At 39.3% G+C, this 24,845-nt stretch carries 24 protein-coding genes; 14 read left to right on the top strand and 10 right to left on the bottom strand.

Annotated features, from left to right (window positions below; translation table 11 throughout):
• Positions 1-22 precede the first annotated feature (22 nt).
• From H6G14_RS21115 to H6G14_RS21095, 5 genes are all read left to right on the top strand, one after another.
• The gene (locus tag H6G14_RS21115) at positions 23-1,060 is read left to right on the top strand and encodes a glycosyltransferase family 47 protein (RefSeq protein ID WP_190569306.1); all 1,038 of its coding nucleotides are present in this window, start codon (positions 23-25) and stop codon (positions 1,058-1,060) included.
• 65 nt (positions 1,061-1,125) lie between these two features.
• On the top strand, positions 1,126-1,620 hold the full coding sequence (locus tag H6G14_RS21110; RefSeq protein ID WP_190569304.1) for a hypothetical protein: 495 nt from the start codon (positions 1,126-1,128) through the stop codon (positions 1,618-1,620).
• Positions 1,621-1,659: 39 nt separating this feature from the next.
• Entirely contained in the window at positions 1,660-2,283 is a 624-nt protein-coding gene (locus H6G14_RS21105; protein WP_190569302.1) for a hypothetical protein, read from the top strand.
• Between the two features lie 64 nt (positions 2,284-2,347).
• The gene (locus H6G14_RS21100; RefSeq protein WP_190569300.1) at positions 2,348-3,490 is read left to right on the top strand and encodes a WG repeat-containing protein; all 1,143 of its coding nucleotides are present in this window, start codon (positions 2,348-2,350) and stop codon (positions 3,488-3,490) included.
• A 167-nt stretch (positions 3,491-3,657) separates the two neighbouring features.
• On the top strand, positions 3,658-4,326 hold the full coding sequence (locus H6G14_RS21095) for a hypothetical protein (RefSeq protein ID WP_190569298.1): 669 nt from the start codon (positions 3,658-3,660) through the stop codon (positions 4,324-4,326).
• A 194-nt stretch (positions 4,327-4,520) separates the two neighbouring features.
• Here H6G14_RS21095 and H6G14_RS21090 read toward each other — a convergent pair whose 3' ends face one another.
• Positions 4,521-4,880 carry a hypothetical protein gene (locus tag H6G14_RS21090; RefSeq protein ID WP_190569296.1) on the bottom strand — a complete coding sequence of 120 codons (360 nt, stop codon included), beginning with the start codon at positions 4,878-4,880 and terminating at the stop codon, positions 4,521-4,523.
• A 301-nt stretch (positions 4,881-5,181) separates the two neighbouring features.
• On the opposite strand from H6G14_RS21090, the gene H6G14_RS21085 reads away from it, so the two are divergent.
• Positions 5,182-6,387, top strand: coding sequence for a lysozyme inhibitor LprI family protein (locus tag H6G14_RS21085; RefSeq protein WP_242053500.1), 1,206 nt, complete (start codon positions 5,182-5,184; stop codon positions 6,385-6,387).
• A gap of 19 nt (positions 6,388-6,406) precedes the next feature.
• Here H6G14_RS21085 and H6G14_RS21080 read toward each other — a convergent pair whose 3' ends face one another.
• Together H6G14_RS21080 and H6G14_RS21075 are read right to left on the bottom strand one after the other, a co-directional pair.
• A complete protein-coding gene (locus H6G14_RS21080; RefSeq protein ID WP_338421208.1) occupies positions 6,407-6,802 on the bottom strand; it encodes a ribosomal maturation YjgA family protein in 396 nt (131 codons plus the stop codon).
• 219 nt (positions 6,803-7,021) lie between these two features.
• Positions 7,022-7,603: a Uma2 family endonuclease gene (locus tag H6G14_RS21075; RefSeq protein WP_190569290.1), complete on the bottom strand. Its 582-nt coding sequence runs from the start codon at positions 7,601-7,603 to the stop codon at positions 7,022-7,024.
• Between the two features lie 68 nt (positions 7,604-7,671).
• Here H6G14_RS21075 and H6G14_RS21070 point away from each other — a divergent pair, with 68 nt between their 5' ends.
• Positions 7,672-10,701: a CHAT domain-containing protein gene (locus H6G14_RS21070; RefSeq protein ID WP_190569288.1), complete on the top strand. Its 3,030-nt coding sequence runs from the start codon at positions 7,672-7,674 to the stop codon at positions 10,699-10,701.
• Positions 10,702-10,770: 69 nt separating this feature from the next.
• Here the strand turns inward: H6G14_RS21070 and H6G14_RS21065 are convergent, their stop codons facing one another.
• The gene (locus H6G14_RS21065; protein ID WP_190569286.1) at positions 10,771-12,447 is read right to left on the bottom strand and encodes a fasciclin domain-containing protein; all 1,677 of its coding nucleotides are present in this window, start codon (positions 12,445-12,447) and stop codon (positions 10,771-10,773) included.
• Positions 12,448-13,200: 753 nt separating this feature from the next.
• On the opposite strand from H6G14_RS21065, the gene H6G14_RS21060 reads away from it, so the two are divergent.
• Positions 13,201-13,806: a YdcF family protein gene (locus tag H6G14_RS21060; protein WP_190569284.1), complete on the top strand. Its 606-nt coding sequence runs from the start codon at positions 13,201-13,203 to the stop codon at positions 13,804-13,806.
• Here H6G14_RS21060 and H6G14_RS21055 read toward each other — a convergent pair.
• The gene (locus tag H6G14_RS21055) at positions 13,796-14,227 is read right to left on the bottom strand and encodes a hypothetical protein (RefSeq protein ID WP_190569282.1); all 432 of its coding nucleotides are present in this window, start codon (positions 14,225-14,227) and stop codon (positions 13,796-13,798) included. The two genes, H6G14_RS21060 and H6G14_RS21055, sit on opposite strands and share 11 nt — an antisense overlap.
• A 329-nt stretch (positions 14,228-14,556) precedes the next feature.
• Here H6G14_RS21055 and H6G14_RS21050 point away from each other — a divergent pair, with 329 nt between their 5' ends.
• The 4 genes from H6G14_RS21050 (at position 14,557) to glpK (ending at position 17,592) form a co-directional block, all read left to right on the top strand.
• Positions 14,557-15,126 carry a hypothetical protein gene (locus H6G14_RS21050; RefSeq protein WP_190569280.1) on the top strand — a complete coding sequence of 190 codons (570 nt, stop codon included), beginning with the start codon at positions 14,557-14,559 and terminating at the stop codon, positions 15,124-15,126.
• A 167-nt stretch (positions 15,127-15,293) separates the two neighbouring features.
• Positions 15,294-15,608: a hypothetical protein gene (locus H6G14_RS21045; RefSeq protein WP_190569278.1), complete on the top strand. Its 315-nt coding sequence runs from the start codon at positions 15,294-15,296 to the stop codon at positions 15,606-15,608.
• Entirely contained in the window at positions 15,598-15,966 is a 369-nt protein-coding gene (locus H6G14_RS21040; protein ID WP_011321476.1) for a pentapeptide repeat-containing protein, read from the top strand. Before H6G14_RS21045 ends, H6G14_RS21040 begins: the two co-directional genes overlap by 11 nt.
• 123 nt (positions 15,967-16,089) lie before the next feature.
• Positions 16,090-17,592 carry a glycerol kinase GlpK gene (glpK, locus tag H6G14_RS21035; RefSeq protein WP_190569275.1) on the top strand — a complete coding sequence of 501 codons (1,503 nt, stop codon included), beginning with the start codon at positions 16,090-16,092 and terminating at the stop codon, positions 17,590-17,592.
• Between the two features lie 56 nt (positions 17,593-17,648).
• On the opposite strand, the gene H6G14_RS21030 is transcribed toward glpK, so the two are convergent.
• The 4 genes from H6G14_RS21030 to H6G14_RS21015 all read right to left on the bottom strand — a co-directional run bounded on the left by H6G14_RS21030 (position 17,649) and on the right by H6G14_RS21015 (position 21,395).
• A complete protein-coding gene (locus H6G14_RS21030; RefSeq protein ID WP_190569273.1) occupies positions 17,649-18,677 on the bottom strand; it encodes a hypothetical protein in 1,029 nt (342 codons plus the stop codon).
• Positions 18,678-18,685: 8 nt separating this feature from the next.
• A complete protein-coding gene (locus H6G14_RS21025) occupies positions 18,686-18,931 on the bottom strand; it encodes a hypothetical protein (RefSeq protein WP_190569272.1) in 246 nt (81 codons plus the stop codon).
• Between the two features lie 810 nt (positions 18,932-19,741).
• Positions 19,742-20,209, bottom strand: coding sequence for an Hsp20/alpha crystallin family protein (locus tag H6G14_RS21020; protein ID WP_190569270.1), 468 nt, complete (start codon positions 20,207-20,209; stop codon positions 19,742-19,744).
• Positions 20,210-20,429: 220 nt separating this feature from the next.
• Positions 20,430-21,395 carry a stage II sporulation protein M gene (locus tag H6G14_RS21015; RefSeq protein ID WP_190569268.1) on the bottom strand — a complete coding sequence of 322 codons (966 nt, stop codon included), beginning with the start codon at positions 21,393-21,395 and terminating at the stop codon, positions 20,430-20,432.
• 81 nt (positions 21,396-21,476) lie between these two features.
• Between H6G14_RS21015 and H6G14_RS21010 the strand changes: the two genes are divergently transcribed.
• Complete coding sequence (locus H6G14_RS21010; protein ID WP_190569266.1) at positions 21,477-22,331, top strand: glycerophosphoryl diester phosphodiesterase membrane domain-containing protein; 855 nt, start codon at positions 21,477-21,479, stop codon at positions 22,329-22,331.
• 67 nt (positions 22,332-22,398) lie between these two features.
• The gene (locus tag H6G14_RS21005) at positions 22,399-23,187 is read left to right on the top strand and encodes an RDD family protein (RefSeq protein ID WP_190569264.1); all 789 of its coding nucleotides are present in this window, start codon (positions 22,399-22,401) and stop codon (positions 23,185-23,187) included.
• A gap of 169 nt (positions 23,188-23,356) precedes the next feature.
• Here the strand turns inward: H6G14_RS21005 and H6G14_RS21000 are convergent, their stop codons facing one another.
• A complete protein-coding gene (locus tag H6G14_RS21000; RefSeq protein ID WP_190569262.1) occupies positions 23,357-24,187 on the bottom strand; it encodes a squalene/phytoene synthase family protein in 831 nt (276 codons plus the stop codon).
• Positions 24,188-24,845 lie beyond the last annotated feature (658 nt).

Genomic DNA, 24,845 nt, shown 5'->3' with positions numbered 1-24,845 from the left:
ATAGGTTTATACTGCCGAAAATATGAACTGCAAAACTTTAATTTACGATCCCAATAAGCAAGAGGCAATTACTTTAACTGTTGAGAAAAAGCGTTACAAATTGGTACGTTGGGATGTTTCCGATACACCCCAGATGTTGTTAGAGTCTTATTTGGAACGATATACAGAATTAAGTTTACTTACCAAAATACCCCAAGCAAATGCGATGCTCAAAGACCAGATCCTTTGGAGCATCGCTATTATTAAGTGTAATAATATTTACCAACTTCCATACAAGCCAGTCAATGCCGTCTTAGAAATTCTTCACTGGGAAGATTTTAGCTGTATCCAGCAACTAGAGTTACCTGAATTCACCGATATACCAGGTTGTGTCACGATTACTCCCTGTCATCAGTACATCATCGTTGTCGAATCCTATGCTTCGCTGTATCTAGTGGAATTGGCATCGGGTATAATTAAGCGTTTTGCTTTTGAGACAGAATATAATTACAATCTGGTATTTGACCCCAAGATGCAGTTTTTTATAACCTCATCAATTGACCAATTCAGCTATTTTCAACTTCATTGGATTGATGATTTAGCGACTGGTAAATTTTCCCTTCGAGGAGGTTTTTGGGGGGATATGCGCTGTCATAACGATACTATTATTTTTAGTCCCAACGAAGACGCTTTTATCCATACTTGGTATAACTTTGAACGCAAGCTATTGGTGACATACCGTAGATTTAATCGTTCCCAGCTATTTAGCGATCGCAGTCATTGGGGAATAAATAACAATCCTACACCAACTTCTGTTCTCTATAAAGTTTGGGAAGTCTCCCTACCCTACCTCAAACATCAGCATAATGAAGAAAATTATTGGCAAAGTGATATTGCTTTTCTCAATGACCAAACCTTAGTATTAGGGGCAGGAAAAACCCTCGCTTTGCTAAATATCCAAGATGGAGTTGTGAAAGCAGAGTACCAAACAGATGCAATTATACAGGCGATCGCAATAGATACTGCACATCAAAGAGTAATCGCTGCTACCCGTAATGGGATGTTCTGCTTTCATTTGTAGCACTTCGTGAACAAACTGTTCCTATCAGCAACACAAAGTTAGAACAGCACTTTACTTTGTAGTCAATGAAAAAACTTATACAAATTTCAATTATTATCATTCTATCACTAGGTTTGACATATCATTTATTAAGTATTACTTTTCCAAAAACCTATATAATTGACTGTACTCAAGCTAATTTAATCACCAAAATCTCCGATAATTTTATCAGTGCAATTGGCGATCCATCTGCAAAAGAAGCAGAAATTATCGCACAAAGATATATCACAAAAGCTTTTTGTTTAAATGATTTAAAGGGTGATTCTAGCTTCAGTCCTAAACCATATTTCTTTAATGTCTCAAACTTAAGTTCTAAGTATCAAATTATTGGTTATAGTGGTGCTGGTTTTCGTAGTCCAGGCAATTTACAAGTAAAATTTGATAACGGGACTCTCCTAAATTTTTGCTTTAGCATGATGGTAATTAACTGCAACCAAGCTCAAGGATGCGATTGTCCTCATGATTTTAATTGGGAACCCAAACCAAAGCAATCGCATCACAATTCAAGAAAATTATCGTAATAATGCAACACTTGCTAGGATGAAAATTTTCAATTAACTATGGATAATCTTCAGATAAAAATACTTGGCAAAATAGCAATATGTATAACCTTATTGATTGGTGTCGCAATTCTAATTATCAGTATTTACCCTGGTGCATTAAATAGTTTCTTTTTTCCAGTCATGCTGGTGTCAATTGTTTGTATACCAATTGCAGTATTGGCAATTCTCTTCTGGGGATTGAGAACTTTAGGAAGACGGAATTTGAAAATTATTAGGCTTTCCTGGCACACTTTTGTACCCTGGAGAGAAGTTACTATCATTGCAGGTATAGTTTTAGTTTGTTATGTCCTGCTCAAGTTCTATATTCCCCGTCGTTTAGCATTTATGATATCGCAATCGGCATTTGAACAAGTTCGGTTACAACTTCCTATCTCTGCAACAGGAAAAACCACATTAAACCGCAAACTTGGTTTATATGAAGTTGACGAATATGCTATCGACTCCCGTGGTGGTGTATATTTTCGTGTTTTCTGGGGTGGTGATGGTCTAAGTCCTGATGTCATATCCTATGGTTTTGTCCATCAACCTAATCGTGAAGGAAGTCCATTTGGTGCTGCTAAGTACCAAGTATTTTACTTGCACGGTGATTGGTATTGGTTTCGTGTATCCGATGATTTTTAGGGATGACAATTAAGCTAGTTTTGAGTTATGGATAAGTGACATTACTACTTATTCAGTCACAAATATGAAATCTCATATTCACCATCCCTTGATTTTGCTAGTAGCGATAATTGGGATAACATTGTTGCCAACTCCATCTATATCTAGTGATACTCATCAATCAATATCTTCTATCACAGTTAAGTCTGCAAAAGAGAATTTATTACCCCAGTTATGGAAGGTAAAAATTAATGGGAAATCTGGATATATTGATCGCACTGGAAAATTAGTGGTTAAACCCCAGTTTGTTTATGCTGGATCGTTTTATGAGGGATTAGCTCAAGTTCAAGTAGGTGAGAAATGGGGATATATTGACCACAAAGGCAAATTGGTCATCAAGCCACAGTTTGATAATTGCGATCGCTTTTTAAATGGTTTTGCTAGAGTCAAAGTTGGTAAAAAGTGGGGAATTATAGACAGTAGTAGTAAGTTTGTGGCTAAACCACAGTTTGATATGCTTGAATATTTTGTCAATGGTTTTGCTTTAGTTACTATTGGTAAAAAATGGGGATTTGTTGACCGCACTGGTAAATTAGTAATTAAACCCCAATTTGAAAACGCTTGGTCATTCTTTGAGGGGTTAGCATCAGTTCAAATTGGTAAAAAATGGGGATTTATTGACCGCACTGGTAAATTAGTAATTAAACCCCAGTTTGATACTGCTTGGTCATTTTCTAAGGGTTTAGCAGTAGTACAAGTTGGTAAAAAATGGGGATTTATTAATCCAAAAGGCAAATTATTCATTAAACCTCAATTTGATGCGGCTTGGTCATTTTTTGAGGATTTAGCAGCAGTTCAGATTGAAAAAAAATGGGGATTTATTGACCGCACTGGTAAATTAGTAATTAAACCCCAGTTTGATATGACCTGGGTTTTTGAAAATGGGTTAGCGCAAGTAATAGTTGACGGAAAATGGGGATATATAGACCGTACAGGGAAACCAGTGATTGAAGCAAAATTTGATAAAATTGGTTATTTCTCTGAGGGATTAGCAAATGTACAAATTGGAGAGAAATGGGGATATATTGACCGCACTGGTAAACTAGCGATCGCACCACAGTTTGATAGTGCTTATTCCTTCTCTAATGGGTTAGCACAAGTGCAAGTTGGAGAAGCATCTGGATATATTGATAGCACTGGTAAATATATTTGGCAACCAACCCAGTAGTTATAGAATTATAATCCAGTTATTGAATCTGTGAAAGAATATTTGGCAGATGATTAGGTAAAGTAAACATTACAAACACTGCAAATCTTGATTTAAGAACATTATCAACTATTTATACAAAACTAGGATATAACTAGTAATTGTAAATTAATTTCCATTTTAGTATTATGAAATTCCTGGAAAATATTTTCAAAATATTAATCACAGTAACGCTAATCAACTATATGCGATTACCTGTGGCTTTGGCAGATGTTATAACTCCGGGAGAATCACGAGTTAATTACTGTTTTAAAATTACCAATCCTGATAAATATCCTAATTATTTATTAATTGCACATATTAAGTCACAAAATCCCAACCTGCCAACATATAACAGAATTCTTCAGTCAGGTAAATGTTTAGGTTTAAATGGATATCGAGAATATAGTGATATCTATGCAATTAAAAAAAGCTTGCTTAAATCTCAAGAGATTGTTAAGAGTGAAGAAGGTGAATCTATTAAGGATTTGAATAGCAAAAAATCTCTGTTAATTCCAGCAAATAATAGCATTACATCTCTGAGATTGCTACCAGATATATATGGCATAAAAGAAGTTGCTGATGTTTTAGAAATTGTCGAGATCGCACCCACATCTCTCGATTTAAAATATAAAGCAGTTGTTTATACTTCTCAGCTAGGAACTTCAGAAACAAAAGCTTATCAAGTTCAAGATACACGACCATTACCATCTTTACTTAATCATCTGAATTTGTTAAAATTGATAATCTCTGCAATATCTTTGGCTGGGATAATAATGGTTTATAAAAAATTAAAATTTGACAAAAAACACAGTTAATTTTTGCCAGTTAATTACATTCTTAAGTACGTTATTCTTTGTCGGTTTTACTAGAATCTCATTCATCAATACTCGTGTTTTGTATGGGATTGTCGCAGCAGTATATACATAAGATAAAATTACGATTTCGGTCTTAGCTTTGACAATAACATAAGGAAGTGACGTAAACGCTTAATGCCTAAATTAATTAATATTTATTGTTGTAATAATTTATATATTAGCAAACCTCCTAAAAAGGAATTTACATTGGCAATGATGGATAAAAATAAACTTTTTTGCCAACCTAATTTTAAAAATATAGCATAGAGAATACCTTCTGCGATCGCCACAAAGCTTTCTATCAGTGCTACTCTCAAAAGAAAGCCCATGTGAGGAATTAGTATTTGGTTACTTTCCCAAGCTAGGGGATGGGTGAAGAGAGTTGCAGCAAAGGCTATAATCGACGTATTATAGATATCCTCACGGGAAGAAAATTGCTGTGTCTTTGCTGAAGTAATTAACACTACAGGTATTTCAATTCCCCAGGAAATTAATAGTGCTAACAACTGCGTCATCGGTTTGTAAGAACAATAAAGAGCAAAATTGTTTTGGATAGTAAATGTGATGCTTCGTAGGGACTGCTACGCGATCGCAGCATTGATTTGATTAGTTTGAGCGATTTACTTTTGGGTGCGTGCCATCCAGAAAGGCTTATTTATGAATCGACGGTGGCCACGCTCTTTTCCACTGATACTACAATTATACAGTTACTATGATTGGTAATTGGGATTATCGTCCCGTTTGAACGAGTAAGCTCATACAATCTAAATGCCAGGGATAGTGGTTGAAGGCTACTCAGGATTGGTGATTAGAAAAATGATAAAACTTAGGGCTGCGATATTTGCTAGTGTCATTTTAGTAGGAACTCAGCTTGGTATGGAAGCGAGCAAAGCTATCCCTGCGTCAGATGCTGCGCCACATACTCAACTTTCTCCAACTGTGATACTAGGATTTGCCGGAGTTTTGCAACCGGACTGTGTTCGACAGGTTGAAGCGGGTGAATATCGCTGTGCGAAGCGTTGGGTAGAAGTAACTCATTTGCTCAAATCATTGGTTTATCAAGATGTTGAGTCGCAACTTATTCCACCCCTTCAACATCAACTGGCGATCGCAGATCAATCCTGGCAACACTTTCAAACACAACACTGCCAACAGTTAACTCAACGCTTACGCAATACGCCAGATTTTCCAATTGCAACATCTGTCTGTTTGGCTCGATTGAATAACGATCGCATTCTAGAATTGCACAGAGGTGGTGAGGTTATAACCCTCCAATCTCGCAATCCTCGATTTGAATCCTTACTTGATCGACTCAAATTGAGAAATTCATCGGTGCAACGCCACTGGGAGCAATATCAAACTCAGTATTGCCAGATCGAAAAAGCTCTATTCTCCCTGAACACCCTGAGATTGGCTCAATGTCATCAGCGTCTCAGAGAGGCTCGAATTCGTCAACTGGAAGAACTTTTGAAAGCGCCTGCTCGTGGTTTAGCTCTCTCCAGTGGTTCTGTGCTACCTGGAATTCCAGAGCTAAAGTGTGTGGATAAGACGCAGTTGGGGTTAAATCGATGCGCGGTCTATTGGTCGAAAACAACTCAGCTTTTGCAATCAAGCATTTATGGCGATTGGGCAAAAAGACTATCGAAACAGTATCAGCCAACATTTACGATCGCACAGAAGCACTGGCAAGACTATCGTGAAGCCCATTGTATTGAGTTGGTTGAACCTTTTAAAGAAAGTTCTATGGCACCGATGCTCTATCATCGCTGTTTAGCTCGGCTAAATAACGATCGCATTGCGGATCTAAAGGGGATAGCTGTATACGATCCAGAAGACGATCAACAGCGAACGCCAGTTACATCTTTCCAATATACAACTCAACCTCTTTGGGAGCGTTATCAAACTGAGTACTGCAAGTTTGAGTCACAGTTTTTTGGTAGTCAAGGCAGAAGCAAGCAATGCCCAAATCGTTTAAATCTGGGACGTTTACGCCATATCAAAGCAATGATGAATACTCGTTAAAGAGGAAAATAAGACTAATTTATGACTGCAAACGATTGGCACTGAGGAAAACGATCGCAATCCCTAGCGTATAAGCAACTAAATCTCGCCAGTCGAAAGTAGATCCAATTGTTAAATGAGCTAGTTGGGAGTTTCGCCAGCCTAAAATATCAATGAGATTAACAAGCTGAAGAAACTCAATCAAGTAGGCAAAGATGAGAGTTCCAATAGCAACCTTCCGTAGTGGGACTGCAATCAAAGCATGAACAAAGTAAGCAATCACCATGACAATTAAAACGTCGCCCAGTAACGGTCTAATCCAATCATCTCGGAAGAAGAGGGCAATGATCACAACTATTGCAAATAAAATCGCAAACAGGGTGAAAGAGGTATGATTAAATCTCAGCCACTTGAGATTACGGAATTTTTTAGGCACGATTGATTTCCTGGGTGTGCTTCGCCAGGATCGTAACATTCTTCTTTAAAATTTGTCTAAATTAAAAGTCTGAGCGGTAAGGTTTTGTGAGGTGCGTAGCTCCTGCCAAGTTAATCCATTGATCAAGTGAAGAATACAACTTAGATTTGAATTGATTCATAATCTTTTTAGCAATATTCATATCTTGGTTAAATCGCTGATTAAATATCATGTTGTAATTTATAGAAGAGTTTGTTCAAAAATAACATCTTCGTAAAGCTCGGCGATCGCTCCTTCAAACTCAACACTATCGAGGCGAAACATTTTATCATGCTCTGTATAATTTTGCAGAATCCATAAACCATTATCACCACGTTTAAAACATTCAACTCGCTGACGTTTTGTATTAATCAAAACATATTCTTTGAGAGTTTCGATTTCCTGGTAATCTACAAATTTATCTCCTCGATCAAAAGCTTCAGTAGAGTTAGACAAAACTTCTACAATTAAACAAGGAAACCTTTTATGATTAGGCGTTTCCTGATCCCGTTGATCGCAAGTAACCATTACATCAGGATAGTAATATCTATTTAAAGATTCAATCCTGGCTTTCATATCAGCAATGTAAACACGACAACCAGAACCACGTACGTGATTACGGAGAATTGTAGCAAGGTTCAGGGCAACAGTGACATGAGCATCAGTAGCTCCAGCCATTGCATAAGCGTAGCCGTTGATGTATTCATGTTTGATAGGACTGGTTTCCTCTAACTGGAGATATTCTTCAGGTGTAAGGTATTCTGGTTCAGGTGAGGCAATCATAAGCAATTTCCAACATTTTTAGTGATCACGATTATTATGGGAAGCATCTTGTCACTATTAATACATATATGCGGCTTCCTGTTATTCCCTTAACTCTAATTTTAACTCTAGCTTCCCCATCTCTAGCACAAGCACCAACCCCAACCACCGAAGAACAGATAACACAAGCTGTGATGTTGAATAGTAATGGTGAATCCCTTATTTACAAGGATTTTTTTGGTGTAGGGGAGTTACAAGCAGCTTTAGAAAATTTCCAGCAGGCGTTAGCTATTTTTAAAAAATATGGTGCTAAGGCTGGAGAAGCAAACAGCCTTGTAAATATTGGTTATGTGTATTTTCGTAAAGGGGAGTATGGAAAAGCGCTCGAATATTTTCAGTCCTCCTTAGATATTCGCAGGAAAATCAAAGACCGCCAAAATGAATGGATATCCCTTTCTTATATTGGTGAAGTATATGTCAATTTGGGACGGTATCCCCAGGCGTTGGAATATTATCAACCAGCTTTAGCTATTATCAAAGAACTGAAAGCAGCTAATTCCAAAGATTCTAATTATCCTACTAGCGAAAAAATTCTGCTAGCTGATATTGGTGCGGTTTATTTTCGTATGGGACAATATACAAAAGCTCTCGATTTTTATCAGCAAACATTGGCAATGCAAAAAGCTGATGATGATAAAATTGGTGGGATTCAAACTTTGAATAATATCGGTGTCGTTTACGTTAATTTAGGCAACTATAAACAAGCCTTAGATTCCTATGAGCAAGGTTTAGCTAATCTGCAAGAATGCTGCTCAAATTATATTGGTACGAAAGCAGCAATTATTAATAACCTTGCCAGTACTAATTTTAGTTTGGGTCAATATAAAAAATCTCTAGAATTAGCAGAAGAATCAGCAAATATTTATAGCAGAATTAATCATGATTCAGAAAAAGCTACGAAACAAGAGATAAAACTACTTTATGATTATTTAGGTCAAAATTCCCAAGCTTTGCAACAAGTCGCCAGTCGTGCTAATGTTGGCGATGCTTTTGGTAAGGACTCTTTTCAGTTCCAAGGTAGAGCCTTAAATCTCAATAATATTGGACAAATTTACTTGAGTTTGGGTAAATATGACCAAGCATTAAAATTGTATCAACAAGCTCTAAATATATATAAGGAGAATAGCTACAAACCGGGAATTGCTGTAACTCTCAATAATATTGCTAAGGTGCAAAGTAGTTTAGGTAAGTACCCACAAGCCATTGAGTTAAATCAGCAAGCTTTAGCCATTTATCAAGAAGTAGGCGATCGCACTGGGGAAGGTGTGACAATAAGTAATCTGGGACAAATCTATCAAAAGCAAGGCCAGCAAGAGAAGGCTTCAGGATTGTATCAGCAAGCTTTAGCCATGCACAGACAAGTTAGCGATAAAGTCAGTGAAGCCGCAACATTCAAACTTTTAGGCGATACCCTATCTGCACAAAATCAACCACAACTAGCGATCGCATTTTACAAGCAATCAGTAAACCTTACGGAAAGTATTCGCCAAAGTTTACGCACCATCCCCGCAGATATCCAAAAATCCTACACAGAAACCGTCGCTGAGAGATATCGCCGCCTTGCAGATTTATTACTCAAACAAAACCGTCCCAGCGAAGCACAGCAAGTTTTAGATTTACTGAAAATCCAAGAAGCCAATGATTTTATTGGTAATCGCCGTAGTCAACCCCAAACAACAACAGCAGTAGTTAATACTGGACAAAGGGGAGTGAATACAGAACCACAGCCAAGCCAAAAATTACCACTGCAACCCCAAGAACAGCAGATATCCCAAAAGTATAGCGCCATTCAAGATCAAGCGATCGCTCTTGGGCAAGAACTAACAAACCTCCGCAAAACTCCAGCAAATGCACGCACAGCCACTCAAGAAAAACGCATTGCTGAATTAGTGAAACTTGAGCAAACAATCATGGCTGAGTTTAACAAATTTACCAAAACACCTGCTGTAGTCGCTCTTGTACAACAATTATCTGTCAATTCTGGACAGGAAAACCTCAGCTTAAGACAACTTAATTCTTTGCGGGATAATTTACGACAGTTAAACAAAAAAGCCGTCTTATTATATCCCTTAGTGTTAGATGACCGATTAGAGTTAGTTGTCGTTACGGCGGATACACCACCCATTCATCGTCCAGTTCCCGTCAAACCAGCAGAACTAAATCAAGTAATTAATGAATTTCGACAAACCATAGTTATTCCCTATAAAGATAGTAAAATACCAGCCAATAAATTATATAACTGGCTTATTAAACCTATAGAAAACGACCTGAAACAGGCTAATGCTCAAGCAATTATTTACGCTCCAGATAGCAAACTCAGATATATACCATTAGCTGCATTGTATGATGGCAAAAATTGGCTAATCGAGCGTTATATCATTAATAATATAACAGCCGCTAGTTTGACTAAATTAAACAGCAAACCCCAAGCCTCTCTACCAACTTTAGCCGCAGCATTTACCAAAGGTGACTATAAAGTAGCCGTAGGCGAACGTCAAGAAGTATTTAGTGGGTTACCATTTGCTAAAGTCGAAGTAGACAATTTAGCTAAGACAATTAAAGACACAAAAATACTTTTCGATAATGATTTTAGTCCCCAAGTTACAATTCCCCAAATGAACGATTATAAAATCGTCCATCTGGCAACTCATGGGATGCTGGTAAGTGGTGATCCAGAAAGTTCATTTATACTATTTGGTAATGGCGATCGTGTCACCCTTAAAGATATAGAAAATTGGTCTTTACCAAATGTCGATTTAGTAGTATTGAGTGCCTGTCAAACAGGTTTAGGTAATCAATTAGGTAATGGTCAAGAAATTCTCGGTCTAGGATACCAAATTCAATTAACAGGTGCAAAAGCTTCCATTGCCTCACTATGGGCTGTTTCTGATGGCGGCACACAAGCATTAATGGATGGCTTTTATAGCGTCTTAAAAACAGGTAATTTAACTAAATCTGAAGCTTTACGTACAGCACAACTTTCCTTATTGACAGGCAATAATCAGTTTAATTATCCCTATTATTGGGCATCATTTATTATAATTGGCAATGGGCTTTAAAGTATCAAGATTTGAGAACCCCGACTTCTTCAAGAAGTCGAGGTTCTAGTTTCGCTATTATTCTGTCACCTAGAAATTGTAGCCAATACCTAATAGCAAACCAACATCAGTCTCATCTACAAAAGCTGCATTAACAGCACCATTAATGGTAAATCTCTGTCCTAAAGGAATATCAACACCACCAGTTAACAGTAAACCAATATCAGTATCGCCACTAGCTTCAATTGCTACACCAGCGCCAACATAAGGTGATACGGCGAATGGTTGCACAACACCAGGCTCTACTGCGCGGGGGGTGAAATCCAAGGTCAACGGCACTAGAAATACAGTATCATCACCAAAAACAGCCGATGGTCGGACTGATAGATTGCGTGTCAAACCAACTTTACTGATAACTGCAAAGTTGCTATCGCTGAGAGCTGTATCACCACCTAAACCAATGTTACCAGCAACCCCTATATAACTAGAACCGCCACGGGTAGCTCTACCTGGAGTTACAGCACCCGGATTTTGTGCTTGAGGGGTTCCTTCTTGTGGCTGCTGACCAGTTAGATTAGGTGGAATCAGGACTTCGTTAATAGCATGGATAACGCCATTGCTAGCTTGAATATTTGCTTGAACAACTCTCGCCTCATTAACAGCAATTTGATTATTGGCTGTGTCAACTCTCACATTGACTGGCGCATCGCTAGCAGTTGTCAGTTGTCCAGAAGAGAGTTGGTTAGCAGTTAATTGACCAGGAACCACATGATAGCGCAAAATTCTCACCAACAACTCTCTGTTCTGTGGTTGTTGCAGTTGTTCTAAAGTACCCGCAGGTAACGCCGCAAATGCTTCATTGGTAGGAGCAAAGACTGTGTAAGGCCCCGGTTGCTCTAGAATATCTGTTAAACCTGCTGTCTTCAATAAAGAAGTTAAGGTACTAAAAGAATTACTTGCTGCTGCCAAAGCAACAATATTATTGGAACCTTGTGTACCTCCTGTTGTACCAGTCCCACCTACTATGTAGTTAGCAGCTGCAACATTGCTAGGTAGAGGTTGTACTTGTCCTTGTCGAACTAAAGCTTGATACAAAAATGCTGCTGCTTCCCCACGGGTAAGAGATGTGGAAGGATTCAGTTCTCTCACATTTGGGTAGTTAACAACTATGTTGCTTTGTGTGGCTGCGGCTACGCCGTTGACAGCATAGTCAGGAATTGCCGAAGCATCTGCATAGTTATTACTAAGAACACCTGATGCAGTCTCAGTTGTAGTTAAGTTTAAACCACTGCTTAAAGCAACGATCGCCTGTACTCTAGGAATTTGTTGATTGGGGCGAAACACATTCCCTGGATAGCCGGAGAGAAATCCCGTTTCGTAAGCTTCCCGAATTGCTTGCGATGCCCAGAAATTCGCAGGTACATCTGTAAATCCGGATGCACCTAATTGTCGAACTGGTTGCTGATTAAAGGCTTTCTGAATTAATGTGGCAAATTCAGCGCGACTTACTGCTTGATTTGGTCTAAAAGTACCATCGGGAAAACCAGCAATGATATTTCTTTGCGCTAAAGCTTGAATAAATGGTTGCGCCCAGTAATCTGAACTGACATCAGAAAAGTTGGAACTTGTAGTAGAAGGAGCTTCTGTAGGAACGGGTGTTTGTGCTGAAGCTGGTTTAGAAACTATTAAGGGATTTATTGTTATAGCTGTCATCCCCAAAGCCAGCAAAGTTGTGTAGGCTAATGACCGTCGAACCGAACTAAACATGAAAAATTCCTCCAAAATTAAATAAATTACAAAAACACATCAATTGACTATGGGAGACAACTGCTTGTATGGTTGATTCGATAAAAGCCTAGACATTATTTTTGGTGCAGAAAATACCAAAATGATGAATATATTTTTCCTCACAAGCATCAATTTTGCTAACAACATAGTTTTCATCTTCTAAACTAGAATCCATACCATTATGTGTAAGGTAGAGAGTTATTAGATAGAAAGATATGTAGCTAGGAGATGCCATGCCCATGATTATAGAAGGGTCTGGAGTCGGGAATGTCCATTCATGATCAACATCTAGTAATATTAGAACTGCAAAGGTTATTAGTCTTATAAAGAGAATTGTTACAGACCTTAACCCGTTTTAATAACTAGCTAAAGGTCATATTTTCCAGATATTTTCTCATACTTTAGATAGTTGTAGGCTCTTGAGCAATTCCGAGATGTCCAAAGTAAGTACATCCAAATAAATATTATTATGGAAAGAATAATTATGTCTGACTTCAAAAGTCAGGTGTAAGGAACTTTCAACCACAAAAAAATGTCCCATACTTGCGGGACATAGAGAAAGCTATATATGCTAATACGGTTCAGTTCAGGAAAAAGGTAGCGGCGTGACAAGGCTAAAATGATGGATTAGGCTGGTCAATCCATTAGGGTGCGTTATGAGCATTAGTCCCAACGCACCGAAAATTTTGGATACTGCGTTGCTAACGTTCAACCCTTGATATCACCAATTTTATGCTCAAGAATGTTCCTAAAAAATGGATTTTCTGGATATTAATTACTATTATATCTGCACTATTATTTGCTATTTCATCTACAGCAATTAGTATCTATTCCTATGGAAGCAATAGTTACAATAACAAAGCAGATGCAGCAATAGTTCTAGGTGCAGCAGTTTGGGGAAAAGAAGCATCACCTGTTTTTCGAGAACGAATTAACCATGCCATTAATCTATATAAAAATGGGGCTATTAGTAAGATTATTTTTACTGGTGGAGTGGGAGAAGTTAACGAACTGGCTGAAGCTATTGTTGGCAAGGATTACGCCATAGCTAGAGGAGTAAAAGCAACCGACATCTTAATAGAAACTCAGTCTCGGACAACTTACCAAAATCTTAAAAATGCCATAGAAGTGGTAGGTACTAATGAAAAATCTACCAAATTTTTGATTATCAGTGATCCATTGCACCTAAAACGAGCCGTGTTAATGGCAAGAAATTTGGGAATTGATGCTTATCCTTCGCCTACGCCTACCACTCGCTATCGCAGTTTTAACAGCCAAATGGAATTTTTAATACGAGAAACTTATTTTTATTTTATTTACCTTGTATTTAAAATTTAGTAACATTTACCTTCACACCAGAATCAAGTCCAGGGACTTTTAAATACTCCACTGGCTCAACACGTTGTGGTGTGCGATTATCTGCGGGATTGACACATTCTTTAAAAAGAGCATCTGGATTATTGAGTAAATCAAACGGACTGAGACTTTCACATCCTTTTTTCTGTTCTAGGGGAATAGAAGTTCCTTGAAAATTTTGAGGTTGTGTTGTGACACTATTCCACTGACTATTAATTGTCACAGGTTCTGTGGTTAAAGCAGCAGCCTCATGGCGTTCAATGATAGTTTCTGGCAAATTCTCCTGGTTAATATTACCACTTTGGGGTAGTGCGATCACTGGTGGGATTTCGCCCATCACCTCTGATGGAACGTAGCTCATCACACTCACTACAATCATTGCAAATAGGGTAAATTTTGTCATAATAACATGATTCAATGATGAATTTTCCATTAAACTTATAATTTTCCGGCAACAGGAAATTAAATCATACTCAATAATTATAGTTTTAGGGAAAAATTTTTGGTAACGGCTAATAAGTTTAAAGAGATAAAACCCAAAGCCTATAGAGTAGCGATCGCTACAATTAAAAGACTCTTTTCAACACAAATTAAGTACAACAATTAATATCTATTAAGTGTGACTATCTTGCGGCTAAATGTGTTACCAAAAAAAATCCCGCATCACCCCTACCGGAGATGCACAAAAAGTAGTTGAATATGTACTAGTAACTGACCAAAAAATTGATAAGAATGAGAATTTTGGCTGCGACAGTTGTACTAACTTCTTCTTTGCTGACGACTGGGTTTATTCATACCCCAGCTTTAGCCAACAATGCTATGACACTTTCTCAGTCAACTCCTCAGTTGCAGCCAAACAAAACTCAACCGATAAATATCAATAAAGCTGAGTTTGGTGTAGCAGTCCGTGACGCTGAAGGGAAATTTAATTTCACCCCAACAATCAGAGTTCCCCTAGTGGAGGGTAGTAAATACGGTTGGCGGATTCAAATTCAAGACGTTAAAGGTCAAGTGACATGGCGCGAAGTTCTGCGCTTGCCAAAACCCCCAGAAACTTGGGCTACAGATAACGGTGAAAATTTTACATTATCAGCAGATGGTACAGAAGCTGTCACCAAACGCACCCAGTTACCAAAGGATGGAGTGATTGAAAACTTTTGGACGATCGCACCAGGTGATCCTCCTGGTAAACATATAATATATGTCTATGTCGATGACCATCTCGTCGGTAATTTTGAATTTGAAATTGTTCCCAAAGGAAATCGGGAAGTTAAAGGTAGGGAGCAACTAGGTAAGATTTAGGTAATGGGTAATGGGTAATTGGTAACCCGTAGGGTGGGTAATGCCCACCTGAATAAATTTAATTTTGAATTTTGAATTGTTATTTTTGGTGTTCTCTTCATCTCTCCACACTAGCAATCTACAGGGTATCTTGGAAATAGAGGTCTGATAATTGCTGGGTGGCGATTATGAATACAGAAGAATTTCTGCGATTGATGGAAAAACAGCGCTCATGTCCTCAAACCCTACCGAAGGCGCTGCAAGCTCTGTGGTATGACAGACAAGGTGATTGGAACCAAGCTCATGAGATTGTACAAAACGCCAGTGATGTTGATAGTGCTTGGGTGCATGGGTACTTACATCGCAAAGAAGGCGATTTAAATAATGCTCATTATTGGTATCAACGCAGCAGTCAGCCAGAGTTTGTTGGGGAGTTGAATCAGGAATGGGAACAGATAACTTCTTTCTTACTCAAGAAGGTAAATACAATTCATGGATGCTGAAGCAATCAAACGCCGTTATGCAGCAGGAGAAAGATATTTTCCCGCCGCAAACCTAATTAGAGCCAAGCTGATTGGAGTCTACTTACCTGGGATAAATTTATGGGGAGCAGACTTAAGCGGCGCTAACTTAGCGAAGGCTAAACTCTGGGGAGCCGATTTGAGTCAAGCCAACTTAGCCAATGCTAATTTGACCAGAGCTAATTTGTGCGGCGTGAAGCTGAATCAAGCAAATCTGCGGGGAGCTAAACTTAATTTGACTAAGTTGTATGGAGCAGATTTAACTGGCGCTTATTATGACGAAACTACGAAATTTTCTAGAGGTTTTGACCCGGTAAGTAGAAATATGCGGCAGTTTTAGCATTTTTAATCACTTCCCCTCACGGGGATGAAACAGAAAGACGATCGCCTAAACTATCCGAATATGTAGAGAGACACAAATATTTGTAGGATAGGTAGAGCGATCGCCTTTTAACTAAAGCCTATGCAGACATCATCTTCCGGCTATATCCTAGCGTTGGACTTGGGAACAACTGGAAACCGGGCATTTATCTTTAACAATGCAGGTAAAATAGTTGCTCAAGCATATAAGGAACTAACACAACATTATCCCCAACCAGGATGGTTAGAGCATGACGCGGAAGAAATCTGGCAGGATACTTGCTGGGTGATGAAAACAGCCATCGCCAATGCACAAATATCTCCTAGTGAAATTGCGGCTATAGGTTTGACTGTACAACGGGAAACTTGCCTACTGTGGGACAAAACCACGGGGAAACCATTACATAAAGCCATTGTTTGGCAAGACCGCCGCACGGCTCCCCTGTGTCATCAGTTACAGGAAAAAGGCTATGCTCAGGAAATTTACAGTCGCACTGGTTTAGTTGTTGATGCTTATTTCTCGGCCAATAAACTGCGATGGTTATTAGACTACACCACAGGCGTTGATTTAAAAAATGTTTTGGCAGGTACAATTGATACCTGGATACTGTGGAAATTAACAGGTGGAAAAGTCCACGCCACCGACCACAGCAATGCTAGCCGCACCATGTTGATGAATCTGAAAACTTGTGAGTGGGATGAGCAACTATTAGAGATTTTGCAAATTCCTGCCCATATTCTGCCGCAAATTCAACCCAGTTTGGGCAAATTCGGGGTTACAGATACCAGCTTATTAGATGTAGCTATCCCCATCACAGCCATTTTAGGCGATCAACAAGCAGCTTTGTTTGGTCATGGCTGCGATCGCCCCGGTTTAATGAAATGTACTTATGGCACTGGTAGTTTTTTGGTAGCTCACACTGGCTCTAATATTGTTCGTTCTCAACATCAATTAATTTCTACAATCGCCTGGACGCAAAATAGTTCCCAGGAAAATATCAATATCGGTTATGCTTTGGAAGGCAGTATGTTTACTAGTGGTGCTTGTATCCAATGGTTACGTGACGGCATCAAGCTAATTAAGACGGCCGCCGAAACAGAGACAATGGCTAATCAAGTAGCTGATAACGGTGGGGTGTACTTTGTCCCCGCTTTCAGTGGACTAGGCGCACCCTACTGGGATATGAACGCTAGAGGAGCTTTTTTTGGCATTACCGCCAGCGTCCAACCACAGCATTTAGTCAGGGCTGTATTAGAAGCGATCGCCTATCAAGTGTTAGAAGTAGTACAAGCCATCAATGCGTCTTGTAGTAACCCCATGCAGCGCCTAATTGTCGATGGTGGTGCTTGTGAGAACAATTTCCTCATGCAGTTCCAAGCTGATGTTTTAGGTATTCCCGTAGAACGTCCAACTATGCGCGACACAACGGTACAAGGTGCAGCCTTCGCCGCAGGTTTAGCCGTGGGATTTTGGGATAGTTACACAGCATTAGTTAACCAACGCCAGATAGACCGCATTTTTGAGCCAGGAGAAGGAAGCCAAAACGCCACAGCCAATTTTGCGACATGGCAAAAGGCAGTTAAACGGAGTCTTGACTGGGTGTAGGGATGGGGTGTAAAGGTTGAGAAGGACTATTTACACTCCCCATTACCCATTACCCATTATCCCGACTTAGCTGCTAATTTTAAATCCAAGGTATAGAAGCCGACTTTATTAGGCAATCTAGCGAATCGTCCTGTACGATAACCCCGCGAGAGTTCATTCAAGACTTTGCCTTTAACTTCTCTGGTGTCTTCTTCATCTAGTTCTCCATAAAGTCCAGAGATGACATCAGCGACGCTAAAAACTTTACCTGGATGTTGTTTGAAGAAAACACTCAAAGCATCAATTAAAAACTGCCCTTCAAAAGGTGCCAACATGGGGATGACTTTTGTCTTGGGGATGATGACAGGTTTTTTCTTCTTGCTTCTGCCATTTTGGGCGTAAGTATGAGTACGGTTGGAACTTACCAAGCCTAAATCCAGAGTGTAACATCCGGGTTCGTCAGGGATGCCAAACCAAGCTTGTCTTTCTCTACCTTGTGTTAGAGATGATTGGACTCTACCTTTGACTACTCTAAAAATGTAAGACTCCAACTCTCCATAAAGCGATCGCACAATGAAATCTATATGACATACTGCGCCAAGATGTTCTTCTAGTAGCTTTTTAATCGCTTCCATACGAGTGAGAGATTGATACTCAGGTAACATCGGGATATCAGTTCCCTTAATGGTTTCTGGAGTAATTTCTATGGTTGGTGAAGAACTGGGTTCTGGAGACTCGTTGTTATCTTCATCTGTAGTCACAAAACTCTCTATTTCCAAGCTTTCGGAGTTTTGGGACTCAACTTCTTTAGACTCCACCAAGTTAACTTCAGTGGGAGAAATCACATTAGTTGCAGATGGTAGAGATTTTTTGGGGAAAGAGGTAGAAACATCTGGAGAGATATCACCGATGGATAGTTGCTCTTTCTTTTCCAGACTAGGAGACCAAGTAGATAATAAAGCTTCTACATGATCCAGCTGCGATCGCGCTTGTGTAAATAAGGTTTCGTACTCTTCTACAAGACGAGCATAATAGTCTCGTAATTCTAACAATGGAGAGACGAAATCTTGAGGAGGAGGCTCTAATTGCAATTGCGGATTTATCATGCTTTAAATCAACCCAAATCGATGTCGCTTTTGTAAATAGTTGGACGAGGCTTGGCTTTGCGAGTCGGCTGCTGAGACTTTTTCGGCGCTTGTGGTGGACGACATATCTCGCAATATAAAGGACGAGGGCCAAAAGTCTCGCGTTTTGTCGCCTCATTACACTCCTTACAGACAAAGTTAAAAACGCGAGTGTGAATTAGCCGCTTATGCGCCCTAACAGTATATTCTCTAACATCAATTAACTTACTGGTCATAATCAAGAGTATGGAATTACAAGTCTCTCAATATAGCTATTCAAGCAAATAAACTAGGATCAGTGTGTGTTTAGTTGTCTGTTTTATTCAAATTAGCCATTTTAGGAAAAACACTAAATGCCAACTTGGCACAGAACACACGAGAAACATTAATTGCTTGTCTTATTAGCATATAGCCCATTATCAACAACTAGGTAATATTTGCCACTATATATCTGACTTTCAGGTGATTTTTGAATAAATTAGGGACATATAGGAATCGGATTTGATTTTTGTTCCATCACTTGTGCTTATGCTGAAAAATCTGCTTCTCCGAAGGCTGGACAATGCCCAGCAAAACTATGATATGGGCAGCATTGCCCACCTTACATATATTTCCAAAACCCAGTCAGAATCTTATATCTATTTTCTCGTGGAGTATTCCTTGTTGTTTCTCTCTGCAAGTAATTATGGGTAAACTACTGTAAAGGATACAGCAATCAATACAGATTACTATATATAACTTAGAAAATACAAAAATTAAACAAAATTAGAGATATACTCTCTCTTAATGTTAATAAATTAGATTTTTTCCAACCCAGAGGGGATGTCAAGAAGATTCTATTTTTAGCAGCAAACACTCAAAATACAATATGGCTACGTCTGGATAAAGAAGCAGGAGAAATTCGCACCACACTACAGCTATCCGTCAATAGCGATCACTTTGTGATTGAGTCTAGAGGTGCTGTACTTTCTGATGATTATACGTCGAGTGCTGAGTGAATTGTCTATTAAGACATCCACTCAGCACTCAATACTATTCCCCTAGCTTTAACCAATATTGACTTTTACCACTTTATTTCTTTCCGACTCAGCTTTTGGTACAGTGAGGCGGAGGATACCGTTCTTGTACTCAGCTTGTACTTTGTCATTTTGAATTAGAGACGGTAGGGGAATAACTCGCTGGAATTTACCATACCTAAACTCAGAACGAGTAATGCCATTTTCTTCCATCTTAGTCTCAGACTTCCGCTCACCAGTAATGGAAATCGATTCGGGAGTCGCTTCTACATGAATATCATTTGCTTCTAAGCCTGGGACTTCTAGTTTCAAATGAATCGCATCATCCTTTTCTTCAAGTTCCGCAGCAGGTACAAAGGCAAATCCCACTTTTTCACTGCCATTGGTTGGCATTAACCTATCAAACAAGCGGTTTATTTGCCGTTGTAATGTATCAATTTCTCGGAATGGTTCTAAGCGCTCAATTTCTCGGAATGGTTCCCATCTTGTGATTGCCATAATATCACCTCTAAAATGCAACATTTGCTTATCAGAAGGCTATTATTAAGCTTTTTGCTGGTGAACGAAGAGGTATATGCTTGAATCAATCTGGAGTGTGGCAAAGCTTAATCTCTAGCTCCTTCACTAAAAGATTAGATCAGGATCAAAGGCCTGTAGGTTCGGTTCCATAACCAAGAGCGATCGCAATAACCGTACTCACTGAAAGTTTGCTATATATCTACCTTTTAACTGATGTTTTTTTTCGATTGCAGTACATAAAAAGAATCATAAATAACCCTGTGCCAAACAAATACTTTAAGGGATCAGGAATCCTGGGGTTAGGAGAGAAAAATCCCTCAATAATCCCGGCTATAACTAACATTGGCACAATCCCAAATAATAACTGTACTGCTTGAGAACCATAAAATTTCAAGGCATCACCTCGACGATATTGACCAGGGAATAAAATAGCTCTTGCTATTAACAACCCAGCCCCACCAGCTAAAAAAATGGCGGGTAACTCTAAAGCGCCATGAGGAAAAACAAATGCCCAAAAGGGATAAGCTAGATTGTTCTGCCCCACCAATGTACCGATAGCACCAATGAGTAAACCATTAAATACCATCACATAAGTTGTGAATGCTCCAGCTGTCATCCCACCTGCAACCGCACCAAAGGACACCTTGAGATTGTTAATCATAATCCCACTGGATGCTAAAGGCTCAATTCCCACAATTGACCCCATCCACAACTTATGTTCATCTCGCACTTGAGAAATTAGGCGTTCTGGAACGATTAAAGACATGAATGTCGGATCTTGCCAAGCATACCACCACGCAACTATTAGACCTAGAAAAAATAAAGCGGTAGCTGTGGCAGTGTATGCAAATGTTTGCTGAATCACTGCGGGTAGTTCCCATCGGTAAAACTCCACCACAGCTTGCCATTCCTGCCTTCTCGAACCCTGGTAAATCTGCGTATAGCCACGAGTTGTCAAGGATTGTAGATTATGTATCAGAATATTACCGACTTGCTGGGTCTGAGCGCGTGCCAAATCTGCTGCAACTGAACGATATAAACTAGCTAACTCCCGAATTTCTGTAGCTGGGAGAGACTTTAACCCTTTTGTTTCTACCTGTCTTAATAAAGCATCTAAACGCTGCCAGTTTGACTCTCGCCGAGCAATCCAACGTTGAATATTCATAAATTTTGGGAATATTAGCAATTAACGTACTTTAAGATAGCCTCAAATTCACACCCGTAATTTCAAGGAAATTTTGCATCTATGGCAGGAAACTTTGGTTCTCCCAATCCCACGCAACCACTGAGTGTAGGAAATGTTGTCAGTGCAGGGCTGCGGTTGTATCGTTCTCATCTTAAAGACTATTTTTTATTGGCATTGAAGGCTTATGTGTGGGTGCTAGTTCCAGTTTATGGATGGGCAAAGTTTTACGCCCTCACATCACTGATTTCACGCCTAGCCTTTGGTGAATTGGTGAATCAGCCCGAAAGCATTTCATCGGGTGAACGTTTTGTTAACTCTCGATTGTGGCAGTTTTTGTTGGCAATGCTTTTATTACTTCTTGTCGGTATTGGCATTGGTTTAGGTGTAGTAATTTTATCTATTTTATTAGGAGTGGTATCGGCTGCATTTGTTGGGGGAGTAGGACAACAAGGCAACCCTGCGACTTATCTTGTGTTTATTCTCGCGGCTTTTGTCATCGGTATTGTGGCAATTGTGGCAATTTTATGGCTGGTGACACGTTTTTATTTAGTAGATTTGCCCTTGGCTGTAGAGGAGGGGATTGAGGCTACTTCTGCCATTCGTCGCAGTTGGGAATTAACTCAAGGTCACGTTTGGCGGATACTGTTGATTTCCTTTGTTGGTTTGTTAATCACAATCCCAATTCAAATTGTGGTTCAGATTGTCATAACTATTGTGCAGGCAGCATTTTTACCTTTAATCAACGAGGGTAATACTGCATTTGCACTACTTTATGCTGTCATAGTTTTAGTTCTCAGTTTCGGCAGTGGTGCTTTATTGATACCCTTTTGGCAAAGCATCAAGGCTGTAATTTATTATGACTTGCGGAGTCGTCGTGAAGGGTTAGGCTTGCAGTTACGCGATCGCGAAATTTAACCCACTATTTCATAGTCCCAGCAGCCAGAACCCTCACCCTGAAAAGTTTTATTAATTTTGAGTTGATATGCACCTGTTCAACCGTGTCAAATACCGCACACCAGAAAGTGTAGAGATAGAGTTTACCGTTGCTGGTATTGGTAATCGTGCTTGGGCTTTAATCATTGATTATGTGATTTTAGCTACGACTTGGGTAGTATTTTTCCTTGTCTGGGCTTTTATTTCCGCGCAGTTAGTAGATTGGTGGACAGAAACTTTCGGTTCGGCAACGGCTGTTTGGCTAGTGGCGATCGCATTTATTGTTAGCTTTGTTATGTACACGGGCTACTTTGTCTTTTTTGAGACTTTATGGCAAGGCCAAACCCCCGGTAAACGCTTAGTTAAAATTCGCGTAGTTCGAGATGATGGCAGACCAGTTGGTTTACAACAAGCTACTCTGCGAGCTTTATTACGACCTTTCGATGAATTTCTGTTTATTGGGGCTTTTTTAATTATTTTTCATAGTAAAGAAAAGCGTCTTGGTGATTTAGCCGCAGGTACAATTGTGATTCAAACGACAACACCAACTACTTTAGCCACTTTTACCATTTCTGAACAAGCCAAGTCACTCTATGCAGAATTATTACCAATAACTGACTTATCAAGATTACTACCTGATGACTTTGCTGTAATTTATGAATATTTACAGCGCCGTGGTGCAATGAGTAACAAAGCCAGAAGTGCTTTATCCATCAAACTAGCCGAACAAGTGCAAGCAATTCTGCACTTAGAAACATTACCCGCAACTGTTACCTCTGATGTATTTCTAGAAGCTGTTTACCTCGCTTATCACGGGGTAGGAAGTGATGAATCATAAAGACTGAATAAGCTAATGCGGGTTTAAATTGCATAACTACTAATAAGGGCTGTTAACTGTTAACTGTTGACAGTCAACGGTCAACAGATCTCACGATGAATTATGCAACTTATAGCTTAAGATATTCTGCCCCCTGCTCCCTGCCCCCTGCCCCCTGCCTCTTATCCCCTCACCCTGCTTTCAAGTTGAAAGTGATAATCTGTTCCAGCAGTGCCATCACATCGCTACGACTGAGTTTTTCCTTACCGTTGGCGATCGCATCAATGGTTCCATGTGCTAACGTCAAGGGAATTTGACAAAAGTTCAGCGCTGGCCCATCTGGTAAAGCTTGGGTGTAAGCATCTGCTAGGGCGAGATTTCGCAGGGCATACTCCTGCATATTGTTTGCGTCCCAACCGTCAGGAAAAAAGCTGACTCCACGTCCTAAATCTTCTACATGGTTACGTAGGATATTAACTGCTTGCAAACCTCTACCAAACCCAATCGCTAAAGTCCGGTTTGTCTGTGTGCCATCGTACCAAGCCCATAAATCTGAGAGTAGCAACCCAACTGCACCAGCTACCCCAAAGGTATAGCGATCTAAGTCAGACTCCGTATGAATTTTCCAGTTGTTTTCTGCCCAATAAGCCATACGATCTGACATAGCCGCCGTTGCATCCCAAATTCGCGGTGCAATTGTTTCTGGTGCAAGCAGAGACCACTCTCGAATCCTCATGGTGACTTCTTCCAGGGTATTCTCGTAACCGCTAAATCCGGCAGCGAAGGCATCAACAGGAAAACCATCAACCCCAGCTTGTAGAGTCAAGCTAATCGCACGCAAAAGCTTTGCTTTTGTGGGGTTATCAAGGGTGGGATGGTCTTCGATTTCATCGATGGCACGCATACACAAGTATGCGGATGCGACTGCCTCTTGTAATCCTGGCGGTAAAATACTAATTGGAATATAAAAAGTACGACTAGTTTCTTTAAGGATTTGCAAGGCATCGCTACGTAAATCCATGTTTTCACTCCTCTGTTGATTTTTACACCACATCCCACTACCAGTTTTTTGATAATACTGGATATTGTTTTGACTAAACTGGAAAAACTAGAGATTAGCTAGTATTGCTCCTAAATATTAATGTTTTTTTGTATCAAAATTAACAAAATTCTCAATTTATTAAAATCACATCTATTTTGATCTGAGTTGTGCTGTACGTATTTGCGTTGTTGTTTGATATTACATTATAAATTTTTGGTGTAAATATAAACAGTGATAGCAATGTGACATTCCGTAATATACCAAATTTATTGCGCTTCCCTGTGGGACGCTTTGCCAATGCGTGTCAGTTGTCAGTTGTTATTTGTTAGTTTTTGAAAGGATCTGCTTTAATACCACATCCCAAGAGTGGGTAGTTTTTAGGGATTTTTGCCACTGATCACGAATAAAAACTCCACTCACAAGGGGATGGAGTTTTTTTATCTTGTTATTCAAAGTTAATTGCCAAGTATCGAATCTTAAAAGTCTCTTTGGCAGAAATTATTTCTTTAATAACGAATATATTCAACTTAAAATATCGATCAAATAAAAAATATTCAGTATTTAGTATGTGTCAGTTTAAAAAGTGTGAACACAGCGATAAATCATGATTTAAATAACCATCCAAGAGGCTATTTTG

Origin of the sequence: Nostoc parmelioides FACHB-3921 (assembly GCF_014696625.1) — a bacterium.
Lineage (GTDB): Bacteria > Cyanobacteriota > Cyanobacteriia > Cyanobacteriales > Nostocaceae > Trichormus > Trichormus parmelioides.
Note: the sequence above shows the minus strand (reverse complement) of the source record. Positions and strands in the feature narration are given on the sequence as shown.